Annotated in this window: 23 protein-coding genes and 1 pseudogene; 7 read left to right on the plus strand and 17 right to left on the minus strand. The window is 75.7% G+C overall.

Annotation, left to right across the window (positions count from 1 at the left end):
• The first annotated feature begins 88 nt into the window (after window positions 1–88).
• The 3 genes from AWW66_RS24445 (at window position 89) to AWW66_RS24455 (ending at window position 3,649) form a co-directional block, all read left to right on the plus strand.
• Window positions 89–1,102, plus strand: coding sequence for a hypothetical protein (locus AWW66_RS24445; protein WP_067370924.1), 1,014 nt, complete (start codon window positions 89–91; stop codon window positions 1,100–1,102).
• A gap of 11 nt (window positions 1,103–1,113) precedes the next feature.
• Window positions 1,114–3,369, plus strand: coding sequence for a heavy metal translocating P-type ATPase (locus AWW66_RS24450; protein ID WP_067370926.1), 2,256 nt, complete (start codon window positions 1,114–1,116; stop codon window positions 3,367–3,369).
• A 106-nt stretch (window positions 3,370–3,475) separates the two neighbouring features.
• The gene (locus AWW66_RS24455) at window positions 3,476–3,649 is read left to right on the plus strand and encodes a CsbD family protein (protein WP_067370927.1); all 174 of its coding nucleotides are present in this window, start codon (window positions 3,476–3,478) and stop codon (window positions 3,647–3,649) included.
• A 61-nt stretch (window positions 3,650–3,710) separates the two neighbouring features.
• Here the strand turns inward: AWW66_RS24455 and AWW66_RS24460 are convergent, their stop codons facing one another.
• From AWW66_RS24460 to AWW66_RS24470, 3 genes are read right to left on the minus strand one after another with little or no spacing between them, the layout of a single operon-like run.
• Complete coding sequence (locus AWW66_RS24460) at window positions 3,711–4,346, minus strand: dihydrofolate reductase family protein (protein WP_067370929.1); 636 nt, start codon at window positions 4,344–4,346, stop codon at window positions 3,711–3,713.
• Window positions 4,343–5,632 (minus strand): RNA polymerase sigma factor, encoded by a 1,290-nt coding sequence (locus AWW66_RS24465; RefSeq protein ID WP_083978873.1) that lies wholly within the window; start codon window positions 5,630–5,632, stop codon window positions 4,343–4,345. Before AWW66_RS24465 ends, AWW66_RS24460 begins: the two co-directional genes overlap by 4 nt.
• Complete coding sequence (locus AWW66_RS24470; protein ID WP_067370931.1) at window positions 5,629–5,997, minus strand: YciI family protein; 369 nt, start codon at window positions 5,995–5,997, stop codon at window positions 5,629–5,631. Before AWW66_RS24470 ends, AWW66_RS24465 begins: the two co-directional genes overlap by 4 nt.
• 20 nt (window positions 5,998–6,017) lie before the next feature.
• Between AWW66_RS24470 and AWW66_RS24475 the strand changes: the two genes are divergently transcribed.
• Window positions 6,018–6,542, plus strand: a complete 525-nt coding sequence (locus tag AWW66_RS24475; RefSeq protein ID WP_211272085.1) for a serine hydrolase — start codon at window positions 6,018–6,020, stop codon at window positions 6,540–6,542.
• A 171-nt stretch (window positions 6,543–6,713) separates the two neighbouring features.
• Complete coding sequence (locus tag AWW66_RS24480; protein WP_083978883.1) at window positions 6,714–7,619, plus strand: DUF3152 domain-containing protein; 906 nt, start codon at window positions 6,714–6,716, stop codon at window positions 7,617–7,619.
• Window positions 7,620–7,680: 61 nt separating this feature from the next.
• Here the strand turns inward: AWW66_RS24480 and AWW66_RS24485 are convergent, their stop codons facing one another.
• Window positions 7,681–8,439, minus strand: a complete 759-nt coding sequence (locus AWW66_RS24485; RefSeq protein ID WP_067370935.1) for a class I SAM-dependent methyltransferase — start codon at window positions 8,437–8,439, stop codon at window positions 7,681–7,683.
• 126 nt (window positions 8,440–8,565) lie between these two features.
• On the opposite strand from AWW66_RS24485, the gene AWW66_RS24490 reads away from it, so the two are divergent.
• Together AWW66_RS24490 and AWW66_RS24495 are read left to right on the plus strand one after the other, a co-directional pair.
• Window positions 8,566–8,907, plus strand: a complete 342-nt coding sequence (locus AWW66_RS24490) for an ArsR/SmtB family transcription factor (RefSeq protein WP_067370937.1) — start codon at window positions 8,566–8,568, stop codon at window positions 8,905–8,907.
• A 7-nt stretch (window positions 8,908–8,914) separates the two neighbouring features.
• Window positions 8,915–9,409, plus strand: a complete 495-nt coding sequence (locus AWW66_RS24495; protein WP_067370939.1) for an SRPBCC family protein — start codon at window positions 8,915–8,917, stop codon at window positions 9,407–9,409.
• 187 nt (window positions 9,410–9,596) lie between these two features.
• Here AWW66_RS24495 and AWW66_RS24500 read toward each other — a convergent pair whose 3' ends face one another.
• From AWW66_RS24500 to AWW66_RS34600, 13 genes and pseudogenes are all read right to left on the minus strand, one after another.
• Window positions 9,597–10,181: a GNAT family N-acetyltransferase gene (locus tag AWW66_RS24500; protein WP_067370941.1), complete on the minus strand. Its 585-nt coding sequence runs from the start codon at window positions 10,179–10,181 to the stop codon at window positions 9,597–9,599.
• Window positions 10,178–12,025 (minus strand): ABC transporter ATP-binding protein, encoded by a 1,848-nt coding sequence (locus AWW66_RS24505; RefSeq protein ID WP_067370943.1) that lies wholly within the window; start codon window positions 12,023–12,025, stop codon window positions 10,178–10,180. Before AWW66_RS24505 ends, AWW66_RS24500 begins: the two co-directional genes overlap by 4 nt.
• The gene (locus tag AWW66_RS24510; protein ID WP_245648468.1) at window positions 12,022–12,921 is read right to left on the minus strand and encodes an ABC transporter permease; all 900 of its coding nucleotides are present in this window, start codon (window positions 12,919–12,921) and stop codon (window positions 12,022–12,024) included. Before AWW66_RS24510 ends, AWW66_RS24505 begins: the two co-directional genes overlap by 4 nt.
• Window positions 12,918–13,868, minus strand: a complete 951-nt coding sequence (locus tag AWW66_RS24515) for an ABC transporter permease (protein ID WP_157527833.1) — start codon at window positions 13,866–13,868, stop codon at window positions 12,918–12,920. Before AWW66_RS24515 ends, AWW66_RS24510 begins: the two co-directional genes overlap by 4 nt.
• Entirely contained in the window at window positions 13,865–15,427 is a 1,563-nt protein-coding gene (locus AWW66_RS24520; RefSeq protein ID WP_067370945.1) for an ABC transporter substrate-binding protein, read from the minus strand. Before AWW66_RS24520 ends, AWW66_RS24515 begins: the two co-directional genes overlap by 4 nt.
• Window positions 15,428–15,467: 40 nt before the next feature.
• Window positions 15,468–16,307 (minus strand): class I SAM-dependent methyltransferase, encoded by an 840-nt coding sequence (locus tag AWW66_RS24525; protein ID WP_083978875.1) that lies wholly within the window; start codon window positions 16,305–16,307, stop codon window positions 15,468–15,470.
• Window positions 16,304–17,572 carry an MFS transporter gene (locus AWW66_RS24530; protein WP_067370947.1) on the minus strand — a complete coding sequence of 423 codons (1,269 nt, stop codon included), beginning with the start codon at window positions 17,570–17,572 and terminating at the stop codon, window positions 16,304–16,306. Before AWW66_RS24530 ends, AWW66_RS24525 begins: the two co-directional genes overlap by 4 nt.
• Entirely contained in the window at window positions 17,569–18,657 is a 1,089-nt protein-coding gene (locus AWW66_RS24535; RefSeq protein ID WP_083978891.1) for an enolase C-terminal domain-like protein, read from the minus strand. Before AWW66_RS24535 ends, AWW66_RS24530 begins: the two co-directional genes overlap by 4 nt.
• Window positions 18,654–19,757: a PLP-dependent cysteine synthase family protein gene (locus AWW66_RS24540; RefSeq protein ID WP_083978877.1), complete on the minus strand. Its 1,104-nt coding sequence runs from the start codon at window positions 19,755–19,757 to the stop codon at window positions 18,654–18,656. The genes AWW66_RS24535 and AWW66_RS24540 overlap by 4 nt, the downstream gene beginning before the upstream one ends.
• Window positions 19,754–20,581 (minus strand): Rossmann-like domain-containing protein, encoded by an 828-nt coding sequence (locus AWW66_RS24545; RefSeq protein ID WP_067370951.1) that lies wholly within the window; start codon window positions 20,579–20,581, stop codon window positions 19,754–19,756. Before AWW66_RS24545 ends, AWW66_RS24540 begins: the two co-directional genes overlap by 4 nt.
• The gene (locus AWW66_RS24550; protein WP_067370953.1) at window positions 20,578–21,852 is read right to left on the minus strand and encodes an ATP-grasp domain-containing protein; all 1,275 of its coding nucleotides are present in this window, start codon (window positions 21,850–21,852) and stop codon (window positions 20,578–20,580) included. The genes AWW66_RS24545 and AWW66_RS24550 overlap by 4 nt, the downstream gene beginning before the upstream one ends.
• A gap of 123 nt (window positions 21,853–21,975) precedes the next feature.
• On the minus strand, window positions 21,976–22,197 hold the full coding sequence (locus AWW66_RS33965; RefSeq protein WP_157527836.1) for a hypothetical protein: 222 nt from the start codon (window positions 22,195–22,197) through the stop codon (window positions 21,976–21,978).
• Window positions 22,194–22,725, minus strand: a pseudogene (locus tag AWW66_RS34600) (helix-turn-helix domain-containing protein); the annotation flags it as partial. The pseudogene AWW66_RS34600 and the gene AWW66_RS33965, both read right to left, overlap by 4 nt.

The following is a 22,725-nucleotide window of genomic DNA, read 5'->3' on the forward strand; positions in this document are numbered from 1 at the left end:
CCCCCCCCCCCGGGCCGCCGCGACGCCACCGCCCCCCAGTCGGGACCGGATGCACGCGCCATCCGGGCAGCACGAGGAAGGACAGCCCATGAACACGGCGACGAAGCTGACCGGGTTCGCCCTCGCCGTCGTGACGGTGTTCGGTGCGGCCTACGGGGTCGGCCAGGTGGTCGGCCCGGTCCGCCCGGTCACCGGGAGCGGTCACGGCACCGACGCCGACCACGGCACCGGCCCGGAGACCAGCGCCAGCCCCGGGACCGGCACCGGGAACGGCCGTGACCAGGCCGACGGCGGGACCGGTCCGGCCCCGGGATCGCTGCCGGCCGGGTTGCTGGTCTCCGACCGGGGCTACACGCTCGCCCCGGTCGAGGCTGCGGCCGGTGACTTCGCGTTCCGGATCACCGGGCCCGACGGGCGTCCGGTCACCGGGTACGACGTCACCCACGAGAAGCCGATGCACCTGATCGTGGTCCGGCGGGACCTCTCCGGCTTCCGGCACGTGCATCCGGAGATGTCGGCGGACGGCACCTGGCGGACCGCCACCCCGCTGGACGGCCCCGGCACCTGGCGGGTCTTCGCCGACTTCGTCCCCACCGGGGCCGACCCGCTGACCCTCGGGGTCGACGTGACCGTCCCCGGGGCGGTCGAGCCCCGGCCGCTGCCGGCGCCGGCCCGTACCACCACGGTCGACGGGTACACCGTCACGCTCGACGGGGACCTGCACCCCGGCCGTACCTCCCGGCTGACGCTGACCGTCCAGCGGGGCGGGGCGCCCGTCGACGACCTGGAGCCGTACCTGGGGGCGTACGGTCACCTGGTGGCGCTGCGCCAGGGCGACCTGGCGTTCCTGCACGTGCACCCGGACGGCTCGCCCGGCGGCGGCCGGACCGCCGCCGGCCCCGCGGTCGGTTTCCAGGCCGAGGTCCCGTCGGTGGGGACGTACCGGCTCCATCTCGACTTCCGGCACGGCGGCGTGGTCCGTACGGCGGAGTTCACCGTCGTCGCCGGTACCCCGACCGCCGGCCCGACGACCGGCCCGACCGCGACCGGCCCGGCCAGCCCCGAGGCGGGGCACGGCGCCCCTGGTCACGGGCACAATTGACAGGAGCGGCGATGACGACCACCAACCAGCCCCGGCAGACGGCACCGAACCGGATCGAACTGGCCATCGGTGGGATGACCTGCGCCTCCTGTGCCGCCCGGATCGAGAAGAAGCTGAACCGGATGGACGGGGTGACCGCCTCGGTCAACTACGCCACCGAGAAGGCCACGGTCGACTACCCCGACGGGATCGGCCCGGCCGACCTGATCGCCACCGTGGAGAAGACCGGCTACACCGCCGTGGTCCCGCCCCCGCCCGCCCCGGCCGACGCGCCGGAGTCCGCCGAGCCGGTGGACGAGTTCCGCGCGCTGCGTACCCGGTTGTGGGTCTCGGTGGCGCTCAGCGTCCCGGTGATCCTGCTGGCGATGGTCCCGGCCTGGCAGTTCACCTACTGGCAGTGGCTGTCGCTGACCCTGGCCGCCCCGGTGGTGGTCTACGGCGGGCTGTCGTTCCACCGGGCCGCCTGGATCAACCTGCGGCACGGCGCGGCGACCATGGACACCCTGATCTCGCTCGGCACCCTGGCCGCGTTCGGCTGGTCGCTCTGGGCGCTCTTCCTCGGCACCGCCGGGGAGCCGGGGATGACCCACCCGTTCAGTCTGGCCATCAGCCGGACCGACGGGGCCGGCAACATCTACCTGGAGACGGCGGCCGGGGTCACCGCCTTCATCCTCGCCGGGCGGTACTTCGAGGCCCGGTCGAAGCGGAACGCCGGGGCGGCCCTGCGCGCCCTGCTGGAGCTGGGCGCCCGGGACGTCGCGGTGCTGCGGGACGGGGTGGAGACCCGGGTACCGGTCGACCAGCTCGCCGTCGGGGACCGGTTCGTGGTCCGCCCCGGCGAGAAGATCGCCACCGACGGGGTGATCGACGAGGGCACCTCCGCCGTGGACGCGAGCCTGCTCACCGGCGAGTCGGTGCCGGTGGAGGTGGGGCCGGGCGACCCGGTGGTCGGGGCCACCGTCAACGCGGGCGGCCGGCTGGTGGTCACCGCCACCCGGATCGGCGCCGACACCCAGCTCGCCCAGATGGCCCGGCTGGTCGAGCAGGCCCAGAGCGGCAAGGCCGCCGTGCAGCGGCTCGCCGACCGGATCTCCGGGGTCTTCGTACCGATCGTGATCGCGCTCGCCGCCGGCACCCTCGGCTGGTGGCTCGGTGCCGGTGCCGGGCCGGCGGCGGCCTTCACCGCCGCGGTGGCCGTACTGATCATCGCCTGCCCGTGCGCGCTCGGCCTGGCCACCCCGACGGCCCTGCTGGTCGGCACCGGCCGGGGCGCCCAGCTCGGCATCCTGATCAAGGGGCCGGAGGTGCTGGAGTCGACCCGGCAGGTGGACACGGTGCTGCTGGACAAGACCGGCACCGTCACCACCGGGAAGATGACCCTGGTCGACGTGCTGCCCGCCGCCGGCCAGGACGCCGCCGAACTGCTCCGGCTGGCCGGTGCGCTGGAGGCCGCCTCCGAGCACCCGATCGCCCGCGCGATCGCCGCCGCCGCGACCGAGGCCGGTTCGCTGCCGGCGGTCACCGGCTTCGCCAACGTCGAAGGGCTCGGCGTGACCGGGACCCTCGACGGTCGGGCCGTGCTGGTCGGCCGGCCCCGGCTGCTGCGGGACCGGGGCGTCGACGTACCCGAGGAGGTGGCGCGGGCGGCGACCGGCGCGGAGGCCGACGGGCGGACGGCGGTGCTGGCCGCCTGGGACGGTCGGGCCCGGGGCGTCCTGGTGGTGGCCGACGCGGTCCGGCCCACCAGCCGGGCCGCCGTGGCGCGGCTGCGGGCGCTCGGCCTGGAGCCGGTCCTGCTCACCGGGGACAACGCCACCGTGGCCCGCGCGGTCGCCGCCGAGGTCGGCATCGACGAGGTGATCGCCGAGGTGCTGCCGGCCGACAAGGTCGACGTGGTCCAGCGCCTCCAGGGCGAGGGCCGGGTGGTGGCGATGGTCGGGGACGGCGTCAACGACGCCGCCGCGCTCGCCCGGGCCGACCTGGGGCTGGCCATGGGCACCGGCACCGACGTGGCGATCGAGGCCAGCGACCTGACCCTGGTCCGGGGCGACCTGGCCGCCGCCCCGGACGCGATCCGGCTGGCCCGGCGGACCCTGCGGATCATCAAGGGGAACCTGTTCTGGGCCTTCGCCTACAACGTGGCGGCCCTGCCGCTGGCCGCCGCCGGTCTGCTGAACCCGATGATCGCCGGAGCCGCGATGGCCTTCTCGTCGGTCTTCGTCGTCGCCAACAGCCTGCGCCTGCGCGGCTTCACCGCCGCCGGCTGAGCCCGCCGTTTTCGCTGTTCGTTGCGCTGACCAGGGTTTGCGGCGGCGGCGGGGGGTAAGTCAGAAGTAGCAAACGATCGCCGGCAGACGGTAGGAGGTTTTTCCGATGGGCTTCGACGACAAGATGGAGAACGCCGGACAGAACGCCTCGGGCAAGCTCAAGGAGGGGGCCGGTCGGGCCACCGACAACGAGCGACTGGAGGCCGAGGGCCGCAACGACCAGGCCGGTGCCAAGCTCAAGCAGGCCGGCGAGAAGATCAAGGACGCCTTCAAGAGCTGAGCGTCCGTACCATCCGCCACGTCGGGCCGGCGCACGCCGGCCCGACGTGTGTGCGGACGGGTCAGCGCGGGAACCGGTACCGCAGGTGGGTGACCTGGTCGCCGACGACCACCCGGTCCTGCTCCAGCGCGGGCCTGCCGACGTTGACGAGGAGGCGTTCGCCGGCCCCGAGCAGCACCGGCACGAGGTGCAGGTGCAGCTCGTCGAGCAGAGCCGCCGCGAGGTACTGCCGCGCGGTCTCGGCCCCACCGGCGACCGCCACGTCCCGGTCCCCGGCGGCCTCCCGCGCCTGGCGCAGCGCCGAGTCGATGCCGTCGGTGACGAACCGGAACTCGGTACCGCCCCGCATCGGCAGCGGCGCGCGGGGGTGGTGGCTGAGCACGTACACCGGGGCGCGGAACGGCGGGTCCTCGCCCCACCAGCCGGTCCAGCTCTCGTCCCACGGCCCGGGTCCGTCGCCGAACATCCGCCGCCCCATCACGTACGCCCCGACGCCCTCGGTGACGTCGTCGAGCACGTCGGCCGAGACGGTGCGGACCCCGCCGGTGAGGCCCTGCCGGGAGCGCCAGTTCTCCAGGCGGTGTGCCCAGGTGTGCAACTGCTCGCCACCCCGCCCGAGCGGGTGGGTGCGGCTCTGGTCCGGGCCGGCCACGAAGCCGTCCAGCGAGATGGACAGCTGACAGATCACCTTGCTCATGGGTGTTCGACTCCCCTCGGGGTCCGTTCGCATCGGTCGGGCGCCAGTCGGGCGGCCCGGACCTCCAGGTAGCGCTGCTCCGGCCGGCTGGTGGTCAGCCGCGCGGCGCGCAGGTACTCGGTCCGGGCCCCGGCCGAGTCGCCGGCCAGCTCCAGCAGGTGGGCGCGGACCGCAGCCAGGCGGTGGTGCCCGGCGGTACGGTCGTCGTGGCGCAGCGGCTCCAGCAGGGCCAACCCGGCGCGCGGCCCGTCCACCATCGCCACCGCCGCCGCCTGGTTCAGGGTGACCATCGGGTTCGGGGCGAGGTGGGACAGCAGCCGGTACAGCGCGACGATCTGCGGCCAGTCGGTCTCCGCCGCCTCCGCCGCCTCGGCGTGCACTGCGGCGATGGCCGCCTGGATCTGGTACGGACCCGGCGGTGACCAGGTCAACGCCTCGGTGACCAGCCTCGTCCCCTCGGCGATGGCGGCCCGGTCCCACCGGCTGCGGTCCTGCTCGGCGAGGGGGACCAACTCGCCCGCCGGCCCGGTCCGGACGGCCCGGTGCGCGTCGGTGAGCAGCATCAGCGCGAGCAGGCCGGCCACCTCCCCGTCGTCGGGCAGCAGGCGGTGCAGGGCCCGGGTCAGCCGGATCGCCTCCCCGGTCAGCTCGGCGCGGTGCAGGTCGGCGCCGCCGGAGGCGGTGTACCCCTCGTTGAAGACCAGGTACAGCACCTGCCGTACCGCGCCGAGCCGCGTGGTCCACTCCGCGCCGGTGGGCATCACGAACCGGGCCCCGGCGGCCTCCACCCGCTGCTTGGCCCGGCGGATCCGCTGGCTCATGGTCGCCTCGGTGACCAGGAAGGCGTGGGCGATCTGCCCCGTGGTCAGCCCGCCCACCGCCCTCAGGGTCAGCGCGACCTGGGCGGACCGGGCCAGCGCCGGGTGGCAGCAGAGGAAGAGCAGCCGGAGCGTGTCGTCCCGGGCGGTCGCCGCCGACTCGTCGTCGGCGGCGGGGGCGACGGTGGCGTACCCGGGTCGGCGGACCGCCACCGCGACCTCGCGGTCCCGGCGGGCCCGCTCGCTGCGCCACTCGTCGGTCAACCGGCGCGACGCCACGGTCAGCAGCCAGGACCGGGGATGCTCCGGCACCCCCTGGCCCGGCCACTGCACGGCGGCGGCGAGCAGGGCCTCCTGCACCGCGTCCTCGCATGCGTCGAACTGCCCGTGTCGCCGGACGAGGATGCCCAGCACCTGCGGCGCCAGGTCGCGCAACAGCTCCTGGGCGTCCCGGTCCAGCCCGGTCACTGCGCCGAGCCGCCCTCGTCCATCAGCGCCCGTACCTCCAGCGCGCCGAAGCCCCAGCGCACGTCGGGCCAGCGGGCGGCGATCTCGGCGGCCCGCTCCGGGGTGTCGCAGTCGACGGTGACGTACCCGGCGAACTGTTCCTTGCTCTCCAGGAACGGCCCGTCGGTGACCTCCGGCCGGTCGCCGTGCCGGCGGACCGTGCGGGCGGTGGACGGGTCGGCCAGCGCCGCGCCCCCGACCAGCTCGCCGGACTCGGTCAGCTCGGCCATCAGCGCGTCGACCTCGCCGAAGAGGTCGGTGCGTTCCCGCTCGGACAGCTCCTCCGCGAAGCCCGGCCGGTTCCAGATCAACAACATGTACCGCATCTCTGCTCCCTGTTCGCCGCGTGGCAGCGCCCGTTCCCGCGCCCCGGTGCGGTGGCGCTCTCGATGGTGGGTCGGAGCCGAGGTCGCGGACCCTACCGACCCGCCCGGAAATTTTTCTGGGCCGCGCCGCCGGGGCGGGACGAGCAGGGCGGGAGAACAGGACCAGGGGTGCTCAGGAGCGGGTACGGGCGCTGCTCGACGCGCTGGTCGCCACCGGTGCCGAGGACGGCCTCCAGGTCGCCGTCTACCGGTACGGCGAGCTGCTGGTGGACGCCGTCGCCGGGGTCGCCGACCCGGCCACCGGCCGGCCGGTCACCAGGGACACCCTGTTCCGGTCCGCGTGCACCGGGAAGGCCGTGACGTCGACCGTGGCGCACGTGCTGGTCGAGCGGGGGGTGTTCGGGATGGTCGGGAGGGGTGGCAGCGCGGCCTGGGCCGACCGGGCGACCGGGATCAGCGTGGCGGTCACCAGGAACCGGTTCAATCCGGTCGACATGACCGCCGTCGAGCGGGTGTGGGACCTGCTCCGGGAGACGTACGGCTGACCCGACCGGTTGCCGTCCACTGAGGACGAACGTGGGGAGCCCGCCGACGCCGCGCCGGCCGGTGGGGCGGTACTGTCCGGTGCCGGCCGGGAAAGACACGTCCGGGCGGCTCAACCTTTTCCGCCCCGCGCCCGTGTCCCTGGTGTGGGGCGTCGACGGAGGCGGGACGTGATGGTGGGCGGCGGTCGTCAGCAGGGGACGGGTCTGCCCCGGGCGCGGGAGCGGGTCACCGGCCTGCCCCGGTCGCACCGGCGGCCGGGGCGGCAGCGGCTCGGGGCGTTGCCGGTGGCGGTGGTGGCCGCGTTCGCCCTGGTGGCCGGTGGGGTGTGGACGGCGGGCACCGGCGGTTTCGACGCGCTGCTGGTCGACGGGATCGCCACCGGGAGCCCGGTCCGGGCGGCGGCGCCCCCGCCGCCGTCGGAGCCGGTGGCGCCGGTCCGGGTCGAGCCCACGCCGTCGGTTCCGCCCCCCGACCCGGCGATCAGCTACCCGCAGCGGGGCGCGGGCCGGTTCGTCACCGCCAGGACCACCGGCGCGGTCGCCGGGCGCGACGGCCGGTTGCTGCGCTACCGGGTCGTGGTCGAGGTGGGCATCGAGAACCTCGACGCGGAACGGTTCGGCCGGGAGGTCGCCGCGATCCTCGCCGACGAGCGGGGCTGGACGGCGCAGGGGCGGTGGCGGTTGCAGCGGGTCGGCCCGGACACCGCCGCCGACTTCACCGTGCACCTGGCCACGCCGGTCACCCGCAGCCGGCTCTGCAACGACCTCACCGACCGGTACACCTCCTGCCGCAGCGGTGACCGGGTGGTGCTCAACGTGGCCCGCTGGGTCGACGGGGTGCCGCACTTCGACGGTGACCTGGAGACCTACCGGCAGTACCTGGTGAACCACGAGGTGGGGCACCGGCTCGGCCGGGGGCACGAGTTGTGTCCCCGCCGGGGCGGGCCGGCGCCGGTGATGCAGCAGCAGACGTTGGGGCTGCACGGCTGCCGCCCCAACGCCTGGCCGCAGGTCTCCGGCCGGCACTTCACCGGCCCGTCCGGCCAGTACGACGACCCGATCCCGACCGGAAGCTGACCGGGGGCCGGTACGGTGCCGGCCGGTGCGGTGCTCGCCGGTGCGGTGCCGGCCGGGGCGGTCAGCGGACGGCTGCCACGGCGGCGTCCGTGCCGCCCCGCCAGATCGTGCCGACCTCGCTGAAGCCGGCGGCCCGCAGGGCGTCCAGGTGCCAGCCGACCGGCGGCAGAAAGTCCTGGCTGTGCCCGCTCGGGTAGACCTGCCGGCGCTTCTCGACCAGCGGGCCGAGGGTCGGGTCGGCGGCGGCGTGCGCCCACCAGTTCTCCCAGGAGAGCACCGCGCCGGCCCGGTACCGGGCGTCCCGGCGGGCGGTGGCCCGGGCGGTGAGCTTGTCGCTGAGGCCGGGCAGCCCGTCGTCGGGCATGTGGTCGGCGTTGACGAAGAGGCCGCCGGGGCGCAGGATCTCGCGGACCTCGGCGTACAGCGTGGTGAGCCGGTCGGCGGGGAGCCAGTGCAGGGCGGTGGCGGTGAACACCGCGTCGTACCCGGTGTGCGGCAGCGTCGTCGACCAGGCCGGGTCGAGCAGGTCGGCGGTGACGATGGTGACCCGGTCGGCCAGGGACGCCTCGGCGAGGCCGAGCAGCACCGGGTCGAGGTCGACCAGGGTGGGGCGGGCCTGCGGGAAGCGCTCCAGCGCACGCAGGCTGATGGAGCCGGTGCCACCGGCCAGGTCGAGCAGGAGCGGGGTGGGGGAGTCGACCACGGCCTCGACCGCGTCGAGCAGGGCGGTGAGCCGGTGCTCGCGGTCCGGCAGGTACGCCTCCTGCTGCCGGTCCCAGCTCTCCTGCCAGGCGCGAGCATCCAGTTCGTAAGGAGTCATGGATGCGAAGGTAGTTACACCGTCGTCGGCTGTCCAGGGCTGGCGAAGTTCTTCCTGTCCCCTCTCGGCCAGGGGGGTCCGTGACCTGGTTGCGCCACGTCGGCGCGGTCGCTAACGTGCAACCACATGGTTGTAGATGAGGCGGGCGGCGCGGCGGTCGACAGGATCTTCCACGCCCTCGCCGACGCCACGCGCCGCGACATCGTCACCCGGGTGCTGCGCCACGGGCAGTCGGTCTCCACCCTCGCGCGGCACTACCCGATGAGCTTCGCCGCCGTGCAGAAACACGTGGCGGTGCTGGAACGAGCCGCCCTCGTTACCAAGGAGAGGCGCGGAAGGGAGCAGGTGGTGCACGGGAACCCGGCGGCGCTGCGCCGCGCGGCCCGCCTGCTCGACGCGTACGAGCGGATCTGGCGGGACCGCGTCCACGCCATCGACCAGATTCTCGCCGAAGACCCAGAGAGGTGACATTCCCATGCCTGTGGTGAGTACCCACCGCGACGACCAGGCGTTGACGCTGACGGTCGTCTCGGAGTTCCCCGCCAGCGTCGACCGCGTCTGGCGGATCTGGCAGGACCCACGCCAGGTGGAGCGGTGGTGGGGGCCGCCGACCTGGCCGGCCACCGTCGACCGGTACGAGTTCGAGGCCGGCGGCCAGGTCCGCTACCACATGACCGGGCCGGACGGGGAGAAGGCGCGCGGCTGGTGGACGATCACCGCGATCGACCCGCCGCACCGGCTGGAGTTCGACGACGGCTTCGCCGGCGAGGACGGCGAGCCGCTGCCCACCGACGTGCCGACCCACGCCGTCGTCACCCTGGAGGCGACCGACACCGGTACCCGGATGACACTGGTCAGCCACTTCGCCAGCACCGACCACCTCGACCAGATCCTCGCTATGGGGGCGGCGGAGGGCCTCCGGGAAGCCCTGGGGCAGGTCGACCTCCTGCTCGCCGACGCGTCGACCTGAGCCCGACACCCTTCGGCCCGGCAACCTGAGCCGTTCCGTTGGCCTTCGGCCCGTCCCCTTTCGGCCTGGCACCCTTCGGCCTGGCACCCTTCGGCCTGGCACCCTTCGGCCTGGCACCCTTCGGCCCGTCGGCCTGAGCGTTGCCGACCGGGGTGGCCCCGTACGCCGGGGTCACCCCGCCGCGCGTTCAGGACCGGCCGGGAGCCCGGCCGGCCAGCGCCGGTACGGCCGGGGTGCGCCCCGGCAGCGGGATCTCGAAGTGCACCGTCCGACAGGTGTCGTCGCGGGCGTCGTGGACCGGGACGGCGACCGACCGCCAGAACGACTCCGCGCCCGGTACCCCGGTGTCGGTGTGCAGGTACAGCCGCCGGTACCCGGGCTGCCCGGCGACGAACGCGACGGCCAGGTCCACCAGGGCACGGGCCAGTCCACGCCGCCGGTGCCCCGGGTGCACGTACACCCGGAAGAGCTGGGCGGTGGTGGCGTCCGGGTACCGCTCGGCGAGGAACCCCGGGTGCGGCGGGGACTTCGGGCCGGCGGCCCGGACGGCGGTGGTACCCACCACCTGCTCGTCGAGGGTCGCGACGAAGAGCGCGTGCCGCTCCGGCCGCAGGTACGTGCCGTCGAGGTCGATCACGTCGAAGTGCCATTCGGGCCGGTACCCGTAGCCGAAGACGTGGTAGAAGGTGTCCAGCATGACGCTGCGCGCGCCGTCGAGATGGTGCCGCCCGGCGAGCTGGACGCGGTACCCACCGGCGGTGGTGCTGATCATTCGAGCTGACTCTTTCCTGTGCTGGTCGGGCCGCACATCGGTGTGCGGCGGTGCTGGTCGGGGGCAGGTCGCCGGGCGGTGGCGGGGGTCGGCGAGACGTCGCCGTGCGGGTGCGGCTGCCGGGCCCCCTGCGCGGCGTCGTGCAGCAACGATCGGCTCAACGAGTGGCGGGCCGCGGTGAGCATGGTGGCGGCCGGGCCGTCCTCGACGACCCGGCCGTCGTGCAAAACGGCCACCCGGTCGGCGAGCCGGGCGACCACCTCCCGGTCGTGGCTGATCACCAGGAGGGCGAGGCCGTCCGCCCGGCGCAGCTCGTCGACGAGGGTCAGGATCCGGTCCCGGGTGACGGCGTCCAGGCCGGCGGTGATCTCGTCGCAGATCAGCACCCGGGGTCCGGCGAGCAGGGCGCGGGCCAGGGCGGCCCGGTGCAGTTCCCCGCCGGAGAGCCGGCCCGGGTCGCGGGTCACCAGGTGCCCGGCCAGCCCCACCCGGTCCAGCACGGCGCGGGCCGCCTCGCGGGCCGCGCCGACCGACCGGCCACCCAGCCGTACCGCCGGGCGGGCCACCTGGTCGAGGACCGGCCGCCCGGGGTCGAAGCTGGCCCGCGCGTCCTGGAAGACGTACTGCACGGCGGCCAGGTCGGCGCGGTCCCGCCGGTCCAGGGTGGTGGCGAGCGGCCGGCCGGCCAGCCGGACGGTGCCGGCGCGCGGCCGGTGCAGGCCGGCGACGCACCGGGCCAGGGTGGTCTTGCCGCTGCCGGAGCGGCCGACCAGGGCGAGGCACTCCCCGGCGGCGAGGGTCAGGCCCACCCCCGTCAAGACCGTCCGCCGCCGCCCGCCCCCGGTGTGCTCGGCGACCAGGTCGGCGACCGCGAGCAGCGACGGTCGCTCCGGCGTTCCGGGCCGGTCGTCGGTCAGGCACGGTGGGGTACCGGGCCGTTCGTGGGCTAGGCGCGACGGGGCGGTGTGCCGGTCGTGGGCCAGGCGTGACGGGGTGCCGGGCCGGTCGTGGGCCAGGCGTGACGGGGTGCCGGGCCGGTCTTCGGTCAGGCACGACGCGGTGCCGGGGCGGGCGTCGGCGGGCGGTGCGGCGAGCAGCCGGCGGGTCCACTCGTGGCGGGGCGCGGCGAAGACCTCGGCGGTCGGCCCGGCCTCGACCCGTCGCCCCCGGTGCAGGACCAGCATCTCGTCGGCGACCGCCCGGACCAGGTGCAGGTCGTGGCTGAGCAGCAGCACGGCCATCCCGGCCCCGGCCAGCGCGGACAGTTCGGCCGCCACGTCCCGGCGGGTGAGGTTGTCCTGGCCGGTGGTGGGCTCGTCGGCGACGAGCAGGTGGGCCCCGGCCAGCAGGGCGTGCGCGACGACGAGCCGCTGCTGCTGGCCGCCGGAGAGTTGGTGCGGGAAGCGGCGCAGCAGGTCCCGGTCGGTGGGGAGGGCCACCCGGCGCAGGGCCTCGCGTACCGCCCGACGCGGCCGGTCCCGGCGCTCGCGCCACGTACCGCCGGGCGGCAGGTGCCGGCGGGCGATCTCGTGCAGCACGGTACCGACGCGGCGGACCGGGTTGAGCACCGCCGAGGGCTGCTGGGGGACGTACCCGACCGTGCCCGCCGGTGGCGGGTGCGCCGGGTCGACCGGGCGGCCGGCGACCTCGACGCGGCCGGTCAGCCGGACCCCCGGCCCGGCCTCGCCGAGCAGCGCCCGGCCGATCGTGGTCTTGCCGCTGCCGGACATCCCGACCAGGGCGAGCACCCGCCCGGCGGCCAGGGTGAACGAGACGTCGTCGACGAGCCGCCGGCCACCGGCCTCGGCGCGCAGCGCGGCGACCCGCAGCAGCACCCCGCTCACCGCCCCACCTCGCCGTCGGATGCGGTGGTGAGAAGGGGACCCTTCTCTACCGTATGCGTTAACAAGGGGCCCTTCCTTACCAGCTCGTCGGTGAGGAGGTTGACGCCGACGGCGAGGGCGACGACGAGGAGCGCGGGCGCCACCACCGCCCACGGTTGCAGGGCCAGGCCGGCCCGGTTGCGGTCCACCATCACCGCCCAGTCGGCGGCGTCCGGGGCCACCCCGATGCCGAGGAAGCTGGCGGTGGCGACCAGGTACAGCGCGCCGATGAAGCGCACTCCGGCGTCGGCCAGCAGCACCCGCCGGACCCCGCGACCGACGTACCCGACGGCGCGGCGCCACCAGCTCTCCCGGTACAGCCGCATCGCCTCCATCGCCGGCCCGTGGGCCAGCGGCAGCGCGGCGGCCCGGCTGATCCGGGCCACCTCGGGCAGGCCGATCAGGGCGACGATCAGCACCAGGGTCACCGGCCCGCGCGGCGCGGTCGCGGAGAGCAGGATCAACAGCAGCAGCGCCGGTACCGCGAGCGGCAGGTCCAGCGGGCGCATCAGCAGCTCGTCCAGCCAACGCCGCCGGGTCGTCGCGGACCACCACCCCAGGGGCACACCGAGCAGGTACGCCAGGGCGGTGGCGGCGACCGCCACCCCGACCACGGAGCGCCCTCCGAGCAGGAGCTGATCCAGCACGTCCCGGCCGACGAAGTCCGTCCCGAGGGGACCGTCGGCGGTGAACGGCCGGCCGCGCTGCGCCGGGTCACCGGCGAGCACCGGCCCGACCAGGGCGACCAGCAGCGGTACGGCGAGCAGCAGCGTGCCGGCGACCGCCCGCCGCCGGCCGCGCGCCGCGCTCACCGGGCCACCGGTGGCCGCCCGGCCCCGCCCGCGTGCCGCGCTCACCGGGCCACCGGGGCAGCCGGCGCGAGCCGGAACGCCACCAGGTCGGCGGCGAGATTCACGGTGACGGTGACCACGGCGACCAGCACGCAGAGGCCCTGGATGGTGGGGACGTCCCGGGCGGTGACCGCGTCGACCAGGGCGGTGCCCAGGCCGGGGACGACGAAGACCGCCTCCACCACGATCACCCCGCCGAGCAGCCAGTCGGTGGTGCGGGCGAGCTGCTGCACCACCGGGGCGAGGGCGTTGGGCAGCGCGTGGCCCAGCCAGAGCCGGTGCCCCGGCACGCCGAGCCGCCGGGCGTGCGCCACGTACGCCGAGCCGGCCGCCTCGATCATCCCGGCCCGGGTGAGCCGGCTGAGCGAGCAGACCGGCCGGGCCAGCAGCACCACCAGCGGCAGCACCAGGACGGCCGGCTGGGCCAGCAGGTTCCCACCGGTGCCGACGGCGGTCGGCGGGAACCAGCCGAGGTGCACCCCGAAGAGGGCGACCAGCAGGACCGCCAGGGCGAACTCGGGGATCGCGTACAGGCCCACCACGGTGGCCGACAGCGCCCGGTCCAGCCGGCCGCCCTCGCGGCGGGCGGCGAGCATCCCCACCCCGACCGCGAGCGGGACGAGCAGCAGCAGGGTGAGCACGGCGAGCAGCACGGTGGGGCCGGCGTTGGCGGTGAGCACGTCGGCGACCGGGCGGCCGGAGACCAGCGAGACGCCCAGGTCGCCCCGGAGCAGGTCGGCCAGCCAGTCCAGGTACCGCTGCCAGGCCGGGCGGTCCAGTTCCAGGGCGGTCCGGACGGCGGCGATCCGCTCCGGGTCGGGCTGGTCCCCGGCGATCACCACGGCGGCGTCGCCGGGCAGCGCCTCGGTCAGCACGAAGACCAGGGTGGCGACGCCGACCACCTGGCCCAGGCCGAGCAGCAGCCGCCCGGTCGCGTACCGGGGCAGGCTCAACCCAGCCAGACCTTGTCGAAGCGGGCCCAGTCCAGCGTGTTGGCGGGGGCGTCGGCGGCCACCCCGCCGACCCTCGGCGCGCTGGCGACCAGGAAGTCGGCGAACCCCCAGATCAGGAAGCCGCCCTCGGCGTGCAGCATCCGCTGCATCTGGCCGTACGCCTGCCGGCGGGTGCCCTCGTCGGCGCTGGAGATCGCGCGGACGTAGCGGGCGTCGAAGTCGGGGCGGGCCCACCCGGTGGCGTTGGTGGTGCTGTTGGTCAGCAGCCGCTGGGAGATGTGCGTCTCGATCGGCATCGCGCCGGAGCGGTAGCAGGCCAGCACCCCGCCGTCGAGGATGTCCTTCCAGTAGGTGTCCTTGTTGCCGGTGGTCGGCACCACGGTCAGCCCCACCGTGCTCGCCTGCTCGGCGAAGGTGCTGGCCGCCTCGACGAAACCGCTGGCCACGGCGGCGGTGTCCAGCTTGACGGTGAGCCCCCGGGCACCGGCCCGGTCGATCAGGAAGCGGGCCCGGTCCAGGTCGGGGGTGCGCTGCGGGATGTCGTCGGCGTAGTACTGGTACCCCTTGCCGTACAGGTCGTTGCCGATCTGCCCGGCGCCGGAGAGCACCGTGTCGACGAGTTGCTGCCGGTCGGTGAGCAGGAACATCGCCTCGCGCAGGTCCCGGTTGTCGAAGGGCGGCCGGTCGACCTTCATGGTGAAGCCCTGCATGGTGCTGTTCGGCATCCGGGTGACGCGCACCCGGTCGTCCCGCTCGTACGTGCGGGCGGTGGTCGGGGTGACGTCGTGCGCGTACTCCACCTGACCGCCGAGCAGCGCGTTGATCCGGGCCGACTCCTCGTTGGCGGTCAGGTACTCCAGTTCGTCGAGGTACGGCGTGCCGTCCCAGTGGTCGTCGTAGCGGCTGAGCAGCAGGCTGCGCCCCGGCTGGAACGAGTCGAACCGGAACGGGCCGGAGCCGATCGGCCGGTCGAAGTTCTCCGACCCCTCCGGCACCACGTACGCGCCGAAGGTGGCCAGCAGGTTCGGGAACTCGGCGTACGGCCGGACCAGGGCGAACTCGACCTGCCGGTCGGTCACCGCCCGGCTGGCGGGCAGGTCGATCAGGGCCAGGCTGGCCCGCGCCCGGAAGGCCCGCTTCGGGTCGGCGATCCGGGCGTAGCTGTACAGCACGTCCCGGGCGCGGACCGGGCTGCCGTCGTGGAAGGTGGCCTCCCGCAGGGTGACCCGCCACCGGGTCAGGTCGGCGTTCGGCTCCCAGCCGCTGGCCAGCCGGGGCACGATCGAGACGTCCCCGCCGTAGTCGGCGAGCTTGTCGAAGACCGCCTTGGCCCGGGACGCCTCGTTGAAGAGGTTCGCCAGGTGCGGGTCGAGGGTCTCGTTGGCGCCGCCCCCGGCGAAGGCGGCGCGCAGCCGCCCGCCCCGGCGCGGCGAGCCGGGGCCCGGCGCGGGTGCGCCTGAACGGCCGCCGCAGCCGGTCAGCGCGGCGGTGGAGAGGGCGACCGCGCCGCCGAGCAGCGCCCGCCGGCTCACTGTCGGCGTACGGACGAAGGGGTTCATGGGTGGTTCCTTTCCTGGCACGGATGGTTCGGCCGTGCCGTCAGCACGGGACGTTCTCGGCGCGGCGGCGGGCGACCAGGTGCAGCCGGTCCCCGGTGAGCCCGCCGCCCAGGGCGGCGTCCGCCCGCCACGGCGGGTCGGTACGCGGGCCGGGGGTGTCGAAGAGGGCGAGCACGTCGAAGCCGGCGGTGTCCAGCCGGTGCCGCAGCTCCATCGGGAAGAGCAGCCGCCACGCGGAGGTCTGCACCAGCGGGTCGGGACAGCCGGGCCAGGTCCACGTCCGCCTCCGTCGCAGCAACTGCTCAGCGTGGTCGAGCCACAACAGGGTGTGCGACGTGTACGGGGTGCCGCGCCAGCGCACCGTCCGGGTCCGGACCCCGTCGAGCAGCTCCGCGCCCCCGCCACCGAGGAAGTACGCGCCGTTGCGCATCTCGGCGACCAGCAGCCCGCCCGGCCGCAGGTGGGCGTGACAACGGTCGAGGAAGGCGTTCAGGTCGGCGTTGCCGTGGCAGTACAGCAGGGCGCTGTCCAGGCAGGTCACCACGTCGAAGCGGGCGGGCAGGGCGAAGTCGCGCAGATCGGCCTCGACGAAGCGCACGTCGGGGTGCCGCTGCCGGGCGTACGCCAGCATCCGGGGCGAGATGTCGAGCCCGGTCACCGCCCAGCCCAGCCCGGCCAGGTACCCGGCGTCCCGGCCGGTGCCGCAGCCCACGTCGAGCAGCCGCCGCCCGGCGGGTGCCGGTGGGGCGTACCGCTCGACCAGGTCGGCGACGAACCGGCCGGCGAGGTGTTCCGGGTCGGGGAACTGCGCCTCGTACAGCTCGGGGTTGTCGGTGAGCAGGTTCGCCGAGTCGACCACCGGCCCGGTTTCCTCGATCACGACCGGCCCTCCCCGGCGACGGCGGTGGCGGCGGTGGCGGGTACGGCCGGCGCGGGCCTCGGGTCGAGCCAGCCGGCCCGGTGCAGCAGCGCCACCGCCCCGGCCGAGGCCAGCCCCAGCCCGGCGCAGAGCAGCCAGGCGACCGGCGGTACCGCCTCGTCGCCGCCGTCCATGGCCCGGCCGACGGCCGCCGTCCCGGCCGCCGCCACCACCCCGGAGACCAGGTAGAACAGTCCGAAGTAGGTGCCGGTCAGCCCGTCCCGGGCGAACGCCGGGATCAGCTCCAGCACGAACGGCTGGGCGACCAGCACCCCGACCGCGAGCAGCAGCGCCGCGCCGAGCACCGGCAGCAGCCGGAGCGGAGCCGGGCCGGGCAGCGTGACCAGCGGCAGCAGGAAACCGGCCCCCAGCACGGCCAGCCCGAGCGCGATCGCCGGCCCCCGGGCCGTCCGCCGCTGCAACCAGGCGGTGACCGGCACCTGCCAGGCCAGGGTGGCGACGGTGGAGACCACGAAGAGCGCGGCGACCGCCGCCGGGTGCCCGGCGGCCCGCTCGGCGTGCACCGGCAGTACCAGGTAGAGCTGGTTCTGCGCGGCGTACAGGGCGCTCAGGGCGAGGGTGAAGGCGAGGAACCGGCGGTCGGTGGCGCACTCCCGCCAGTCGCCGAGGACGCTCTGCCCGCTGGCCACCCTCGGCTGCGCCGGCAGGACCAGCACCTGGGCGACGGTGAGCAGCGCGAAGATCCCGGCCGCGCCGAGCGCGGCGGCCCGGAAGTCGACGAGCAGCAGCGCCCCGCCGAGCAGCGGCCCGACCAGGGAGCCGGCGCTGGCGAAGACGTTGAACAGGGCGAACGCCTCGGCCCGCCGCTCCGGGGCCGCCTGCGCCAGGTACGTCCGGACCGCCGGGTTGAACAGCGCCCCGGCCAGCCCGGAGAGCACCGAGGCGGCGAGCAGCACCGGCAGCGACACCCCGACCGCGAACAGCCCGAACCCGACGGTCCGCAGCGCGCAGCCGGCGATGATCACGCCACGGGAGCCGAGCCGGTCGGCGGCGGTGCCGCCCAGCAGGAACAGCCCCTGCTGGCTGAGGTTGCGTACGCCGAGGATCAGCCCGATCAGCGCGGCGGAGAGCCCGACGTCGTCGGCGAGGTACCCGGCGAGGAAGGGCAGCAGCAGGTAGAAGCCGACGTTGACGCCGAACTGGTTGACCACCAGCAGTTGGATCGCCGGGGAGAAGCCGCGCAGCGTCCGCCAGGTCGCGGTCACCGGGCCACCCCCGCATCGCCGCAGCCGGCCCCCTCGGGTCGCCGGGGCGTCACGTGTGGAGAACGCCGCCGGGGCGTCACGCCCAGACCGGGGGTACCGGTCAGGTGCAACGTCCCGTCGTGGCCACCGAGGCCGGTCCACGGGTCGTCGGCCAGCAGCAGGTGCCCGTCCAGGTCGACCCAGCGGGCGTACCCGGCGAGGTGCAGCGCCGGGGCGATGCCGAGCGAACTGGTGACCAGGCAGCCGAGCATGACCGCCAACCCGTGCTCGCGGGCGGCGGCGACGATCCGGGTGGCGGCCCGGATCCCGCCGCACTTCGCGAGCTTGACGTTCACCCCGGCCACCGCGCCGGCGAGCCGGGGCAGGTCGGCCTCGGTGGCCGCGTCCTCGTCGACGACCACCGGCACCGGGGTGCGGGCGGCCACCCAGGCCAGCCGGTCCACCCGACCGGCCGGTACCGGCTGCTCGACCATCTCCACCCGGTACCGGGCCAGCGCGTCGAGCCGCCGGACGGCCTGCTCGGGCGTCCAGCCGCCGTTCGGGTCGAGCAGCAGCCGGGCGTCCGGCGCGGCGGCCCGTACCGCCGCGACCCGGGCCACGTCGTGGTCGTCGCCGGCCTTCACCTTCAGCACCCCGAACCCGGCGGCGGCCAGCCGCCCGGCGGCCACCCCCGCCGCCGCCGGGGCGACCAACCCGACGGTGTACGCGGTCGGCACCGCCCCCGGCTCCGGCGCTCCGACCAGGCGGTGCACCGGTTGCCCGGCGAGCCGACCGAGCAGGTCGTGCACGGCGGCGTCGAGCGCGGCCACGACGCCGAGGTGGAAGCCGGTGGCGAGGGCCGGCAGGTCGGCGCGGAGCGCCGTCGGGTCCGGGTACCCGGCGATCCGGTCGACCAGCCCGGTCAGCTCGGTGTCGATCCGGGTCCGGTCCAGGCCGAGGAACCGGCTGGTCACCACCTCGCCGTGCCCGGTGACCCCGGCGTGCGCCAGGCTCACCTGGACGGCGTCGCGCCGGTCCATGGTGGACCGGGAGATGCGCAGCGGCTCGCGCAGCACCAGCGGGTACCCCCGCCACCGCAGCTTCATGCCGGCACCCGCGCGGCCCGGCCCGGGACGACGGTGCCGGCCGGGACCGGCGGGGTGCAGGCACCGGTCGCCGCCGGGGCGAGGACGGTCCGGCAGCGGCTCCACCGGGTCACCTCGACCGCCCACGGGTGCGGGATCTCCACCGGATGTCCCCGGGTCGGGCCGAGCAGCCCGTGCCGGGCGCACCAGCCGTCGTCGTAGATCGAGTCGAGGTACCGGTGCGGGCCGTCGGGGAAGACCGCCAGCACCCGGGCCCCCGGCTCGGTACGCGCCACCCAGGCGGCGACCCGGGCCGTCGCCCCGGTGCTCCAGCCGCCGGTGACGAAGGCGTACTGGGCCAGCCGGCGGCAGCTCTCCACCGCCTCGCCCGGCCCCACCCAGTGCACCTCGTCGAAGGCGGCGTGGTCCACGTTGCCCGGGTGGATGCTGCTGCCCAGCCCGCGCATCAGCCGGGGCCGGGCGGGCTGGCCGAAGATGGTCGACCCGACGGTGTCCACCCCGACCAGGCGCAGCCGGGGCCAGTGCCGGCGCAGCGCGCGGGCCACCCCGGCGCTGTGCCCGCCGGTGCCCACGCTGCACACCAGCACGTCCACCCCGTCGACCTGGCGGGCCAGCTCGTCGGCGAGCCCGGCGTACCCGGTCGCGTTGTCGGGGTTGTGGTACTGGTCCGGCCACCACGCGCCCGGCAGCGTGGCCCGGACGGCGGCGAGCCGGTCCAGCCGGGCCCGCTGCCAGCCGCCGACCGGGTCGGGACGCTCGACGATCTCCAGCCGGGCCCCGTACGCGCGCAGCAGGGCGCGCATCGACGACTCTAGCTCCCGGTCCACCACCAGGTGGACGGGGTGGCCGAGGGCCTGCCCGGCCAGCGCCAACCCGACGCCGAGGGTGCCACTGGTCGACTCGACCACCGGGGCACCCGGGCGCAGCTCGCCCCGGGCACGGGCCCCGGTGAGCATGGCGACCGCCGCGCGGGCCTTCATCCCGCCGGGGCTGGCGTACTCCACCTTGGCCCAGAACCCGCCGTGCCGGTACGGCAGCGGCACCTGCACGTACGTCACCGGGGTCCGGCCGACCAGGGCGAGCAGGTCCGGGGCGCTCATGCCGCCGCCCGGTACCGGTAGAGCGTGCTCGGCCCGCCGTCGAGCCAGAAGAACGGGTACGGCTCCGCCGAGACGGCGGTCAGCCCGGCCCCGAGGAACCGGGGCAGCACCGCGCTGCCGGTCTGGGCGAAGGCGACCAGCGGTTTGCCGGTGTCCCGGGCGTGCGCCAGCAGCGGCTCGAAGGTCCCGTTGCCCAGCGTCATGCCGGAGACCAGCAGCGCGTCGCAGGCGGCGAGCAGCGGGGTCGGGTCGGGCCGGCACGGCTCGCCCCACTCGGTGCCGCCGCCGGCCCGGTCGCAGGGCAGGTAGCGCAGCCCGCGCTCGCGCAGCCCGGCGAGCAGCGAGTTGACCACTCCGACCACCAGCACCGTCGCGCCCGGCTCGGCCGGCAGCAGCGCCAGCACGGCCGCGGCCCGCGCGGTCGACTTGGCCAGCGACGACCCGCCGGGCACCAGCACCGGGTCGGGGCAGGCGTCCGCGTGCGGCCGGACCGCCATCAGGTACGCGTCCAGCGCGGCCACCCGGACCGGGGCGAGCGGGTGGGCCAGCAGCTCGGCGACGCTCATCCCGACGCAGTCGTACGCCACCTCGTCGGGCAGCTCGCCCGGCTCCACGGCGCAGCAGCCGACCGCCGCCCCGACCCGCAGGCTCAGCACGTGGTTGCGGTACGCCCGGCCCCGCCCGGTGTGCCGGGCGCCCTGCCGGGTGACGAAGCCGACACTGACCCGCGAGCGCGCCGGGTCCGGCCCGAGCCGTCCGGCCAGCGCCGCCGCCACCAGGTCGGCCACCGACCGGTACGCCCCGACGCTGGTGGGGGCGCTCACGCGGGCACCCCGGCCAGCTCGTCGGCGTACCGGACGCCGAGGGCGGCCACCAGCTCCTCGGCGGCGGCGAGCGCCCCGGCGCCGGTGGTGTCCACCGTGGTCACGTGCCCGAGGTAGCTGTTGTTGCTGCTGGCGTCGTCGGTGCGGTGCCCGGCCGGCTTGACCGCGTGGTCCACCACGCGCCGGTCGGCGGCGAGCCGGTCGGTGCCGGTGATCGCGGCGACGGTACCGGCCCGGGGCGGCAGCAGGAAGGCGATGGCGGCGCTGCGTACCCCGGTGTCGGTGGGGGTGAGGTCCGGCTGCTCGCCGAGCGCGAGCTGCGCGTACGCCATCGGCAGGTCGACGCCGGTGACCCGGCGGACCAGTTCGGTGATCTGGTTGCCGGCGGGCCGGGGGTTGATCTCGACCACCCGGGGGCCGGCCGGGGTCAGCCGTAGCTCGGTGTGGGCCACCCCGTGGTCCAGGCCGACGGCGGCCAGCGCCGCGACGGCGGTGTCGGCGGCGGCGCGGGCGGTGGCCGGCGGCAGGTCGGCGGGGAAGTCGTGGCCGCTCTCCACGAACCAGGGCGCCCCGGCGAGGCGCTTGCCGGTCACCCCGACGACGGTGGTCGCCCCGGCCACGGTGACCGTCTCGACGCTCACCTCCGGGCCGGTGAGCAGCTCCTCCAGCAGGATCAGCGGCACCCGGGCCTGCCGGCGGGCGTTGACCGGGAACCCGGCGAGCGCGTCCACGGCGGCCCGCAGCCCGGCGCGGTCGTCGACCCGCCGCACGTGCATCCCGGCGCAGAGGTCGACCGGCTTGACGACCAGCGGGTACCCGATCCGGTCGGCGGCGGCGACCGCCTCCGCCCAGCCCTCGGCGACGGCGAAGGCCGGGCCGGGCACCCCGGCCCGGTGCAGCGCGTCCCGGGCCAGGTCCTTGCGGTACGCCCGCTCGACGGCGGCCGGGTCGGCGCCGGGCAGCCCGAGGTGGTCAGCGAGCCGGGCGACCGTGCCGAGGTAGTAGTCGCAGGAGGTGAGCACCCCGTCGAAGCCGAACGTGTCGTGCAGCCGGGCCGCGTGTGCCAGCAGCGCCGGTACGTCGTTGGTCTCGGTGGTGAGCACGTTCTCCGCCGCCAGCAGGGGGTGGATCGTCCCGGCGGGGGTGGCGCGCAGGTAGTGGTGCAGGTCCCGGGTGAGGAACGTGAACCGGTGCCCGGCCTCCCGGATGGCTCTCGGCAACAGGGCGCTCATCGCGCCCACCCAACTCTCCACGACCAGCAGATGACCCATCACGACTCCCGTCCGTCTCCCCAGCCGCCTCCATCTTGTTGGAAATGGTTTTCGTTGTAAAGAGCCCCCGGCGAGTCGCGTCTCAGCGTGTCGCCCTCTGGTGCCCCCGGGTTGATCATGGAGTTACCGTTGCCGAGCGTCGGATTCGGCGACGCCAACTCCATGATCAACTCCAGGGGAGTGGGAGTGGATGACGGAGCGGGCGGTGGTGGCGGCGTGGCAGTCGGGCACCCGGCAGATCGGGCACCGGCCGTCCGCGCCGGGACGGTGGTCGCGGAGGATCCAGCGGGCGGAGAGGATCAGCCGGTTGCGGACCTGGGCCGGCGAGAGGCTCGGCCCGGTCACCGGGCCACCCCGACCGTCGCTGTCCCCGCCGCCATCCCGGCCGCCGCCACCCCGGCCGCTGCCGCCAGTCGGGCCACCCCGGCCAGGGCCGGTCCGTCGCGGTACACCTCGGCGAGCACCCGGCGTCCCGCCGGTCGCCACCGGACCTCCGCCGCCGCGATCCGGTCCGCCTCCACCAGCGTCCGTCCCGCCCCGGCCAGGTCACCGAGTTGGAGGTACGCCCGGGTGACGTCCATCAGGTACGCCGCCCGGTGCTCGGCCGGCAGCCGCCCCCACGGCTCTTGCCCGGTCACCTGCTCGTGCCGCCGTACCGCCCGCCCCGGGTCACCCAACCCGGCCGCCGTCACGACCTCGGCCAGCGCGACAGCGGCCGACCCGAAGCCGGTCCGGTGCTGGTCGCCACCGTCGCCGACCCACTCGGCGACCCCGGCAGCCTGATCGAGCAGGTCCGCCACACCACGCTCGTCACCACAGCCGGCAGCGGCGTGGGCGGCCTCCAGGAGCAGCGCCCCCCACACCCCCGCCCCG

It is taken from the genome of Micromonospora rosaria, from assembly GCF_001567585.1.
Taxonomy (GTDB): Bacteria; Actinomycetota; Actinomycetes; order Mycobacteriales; family Micromonosporaceae; genus Micromonospora; species Micromonospora rosaria.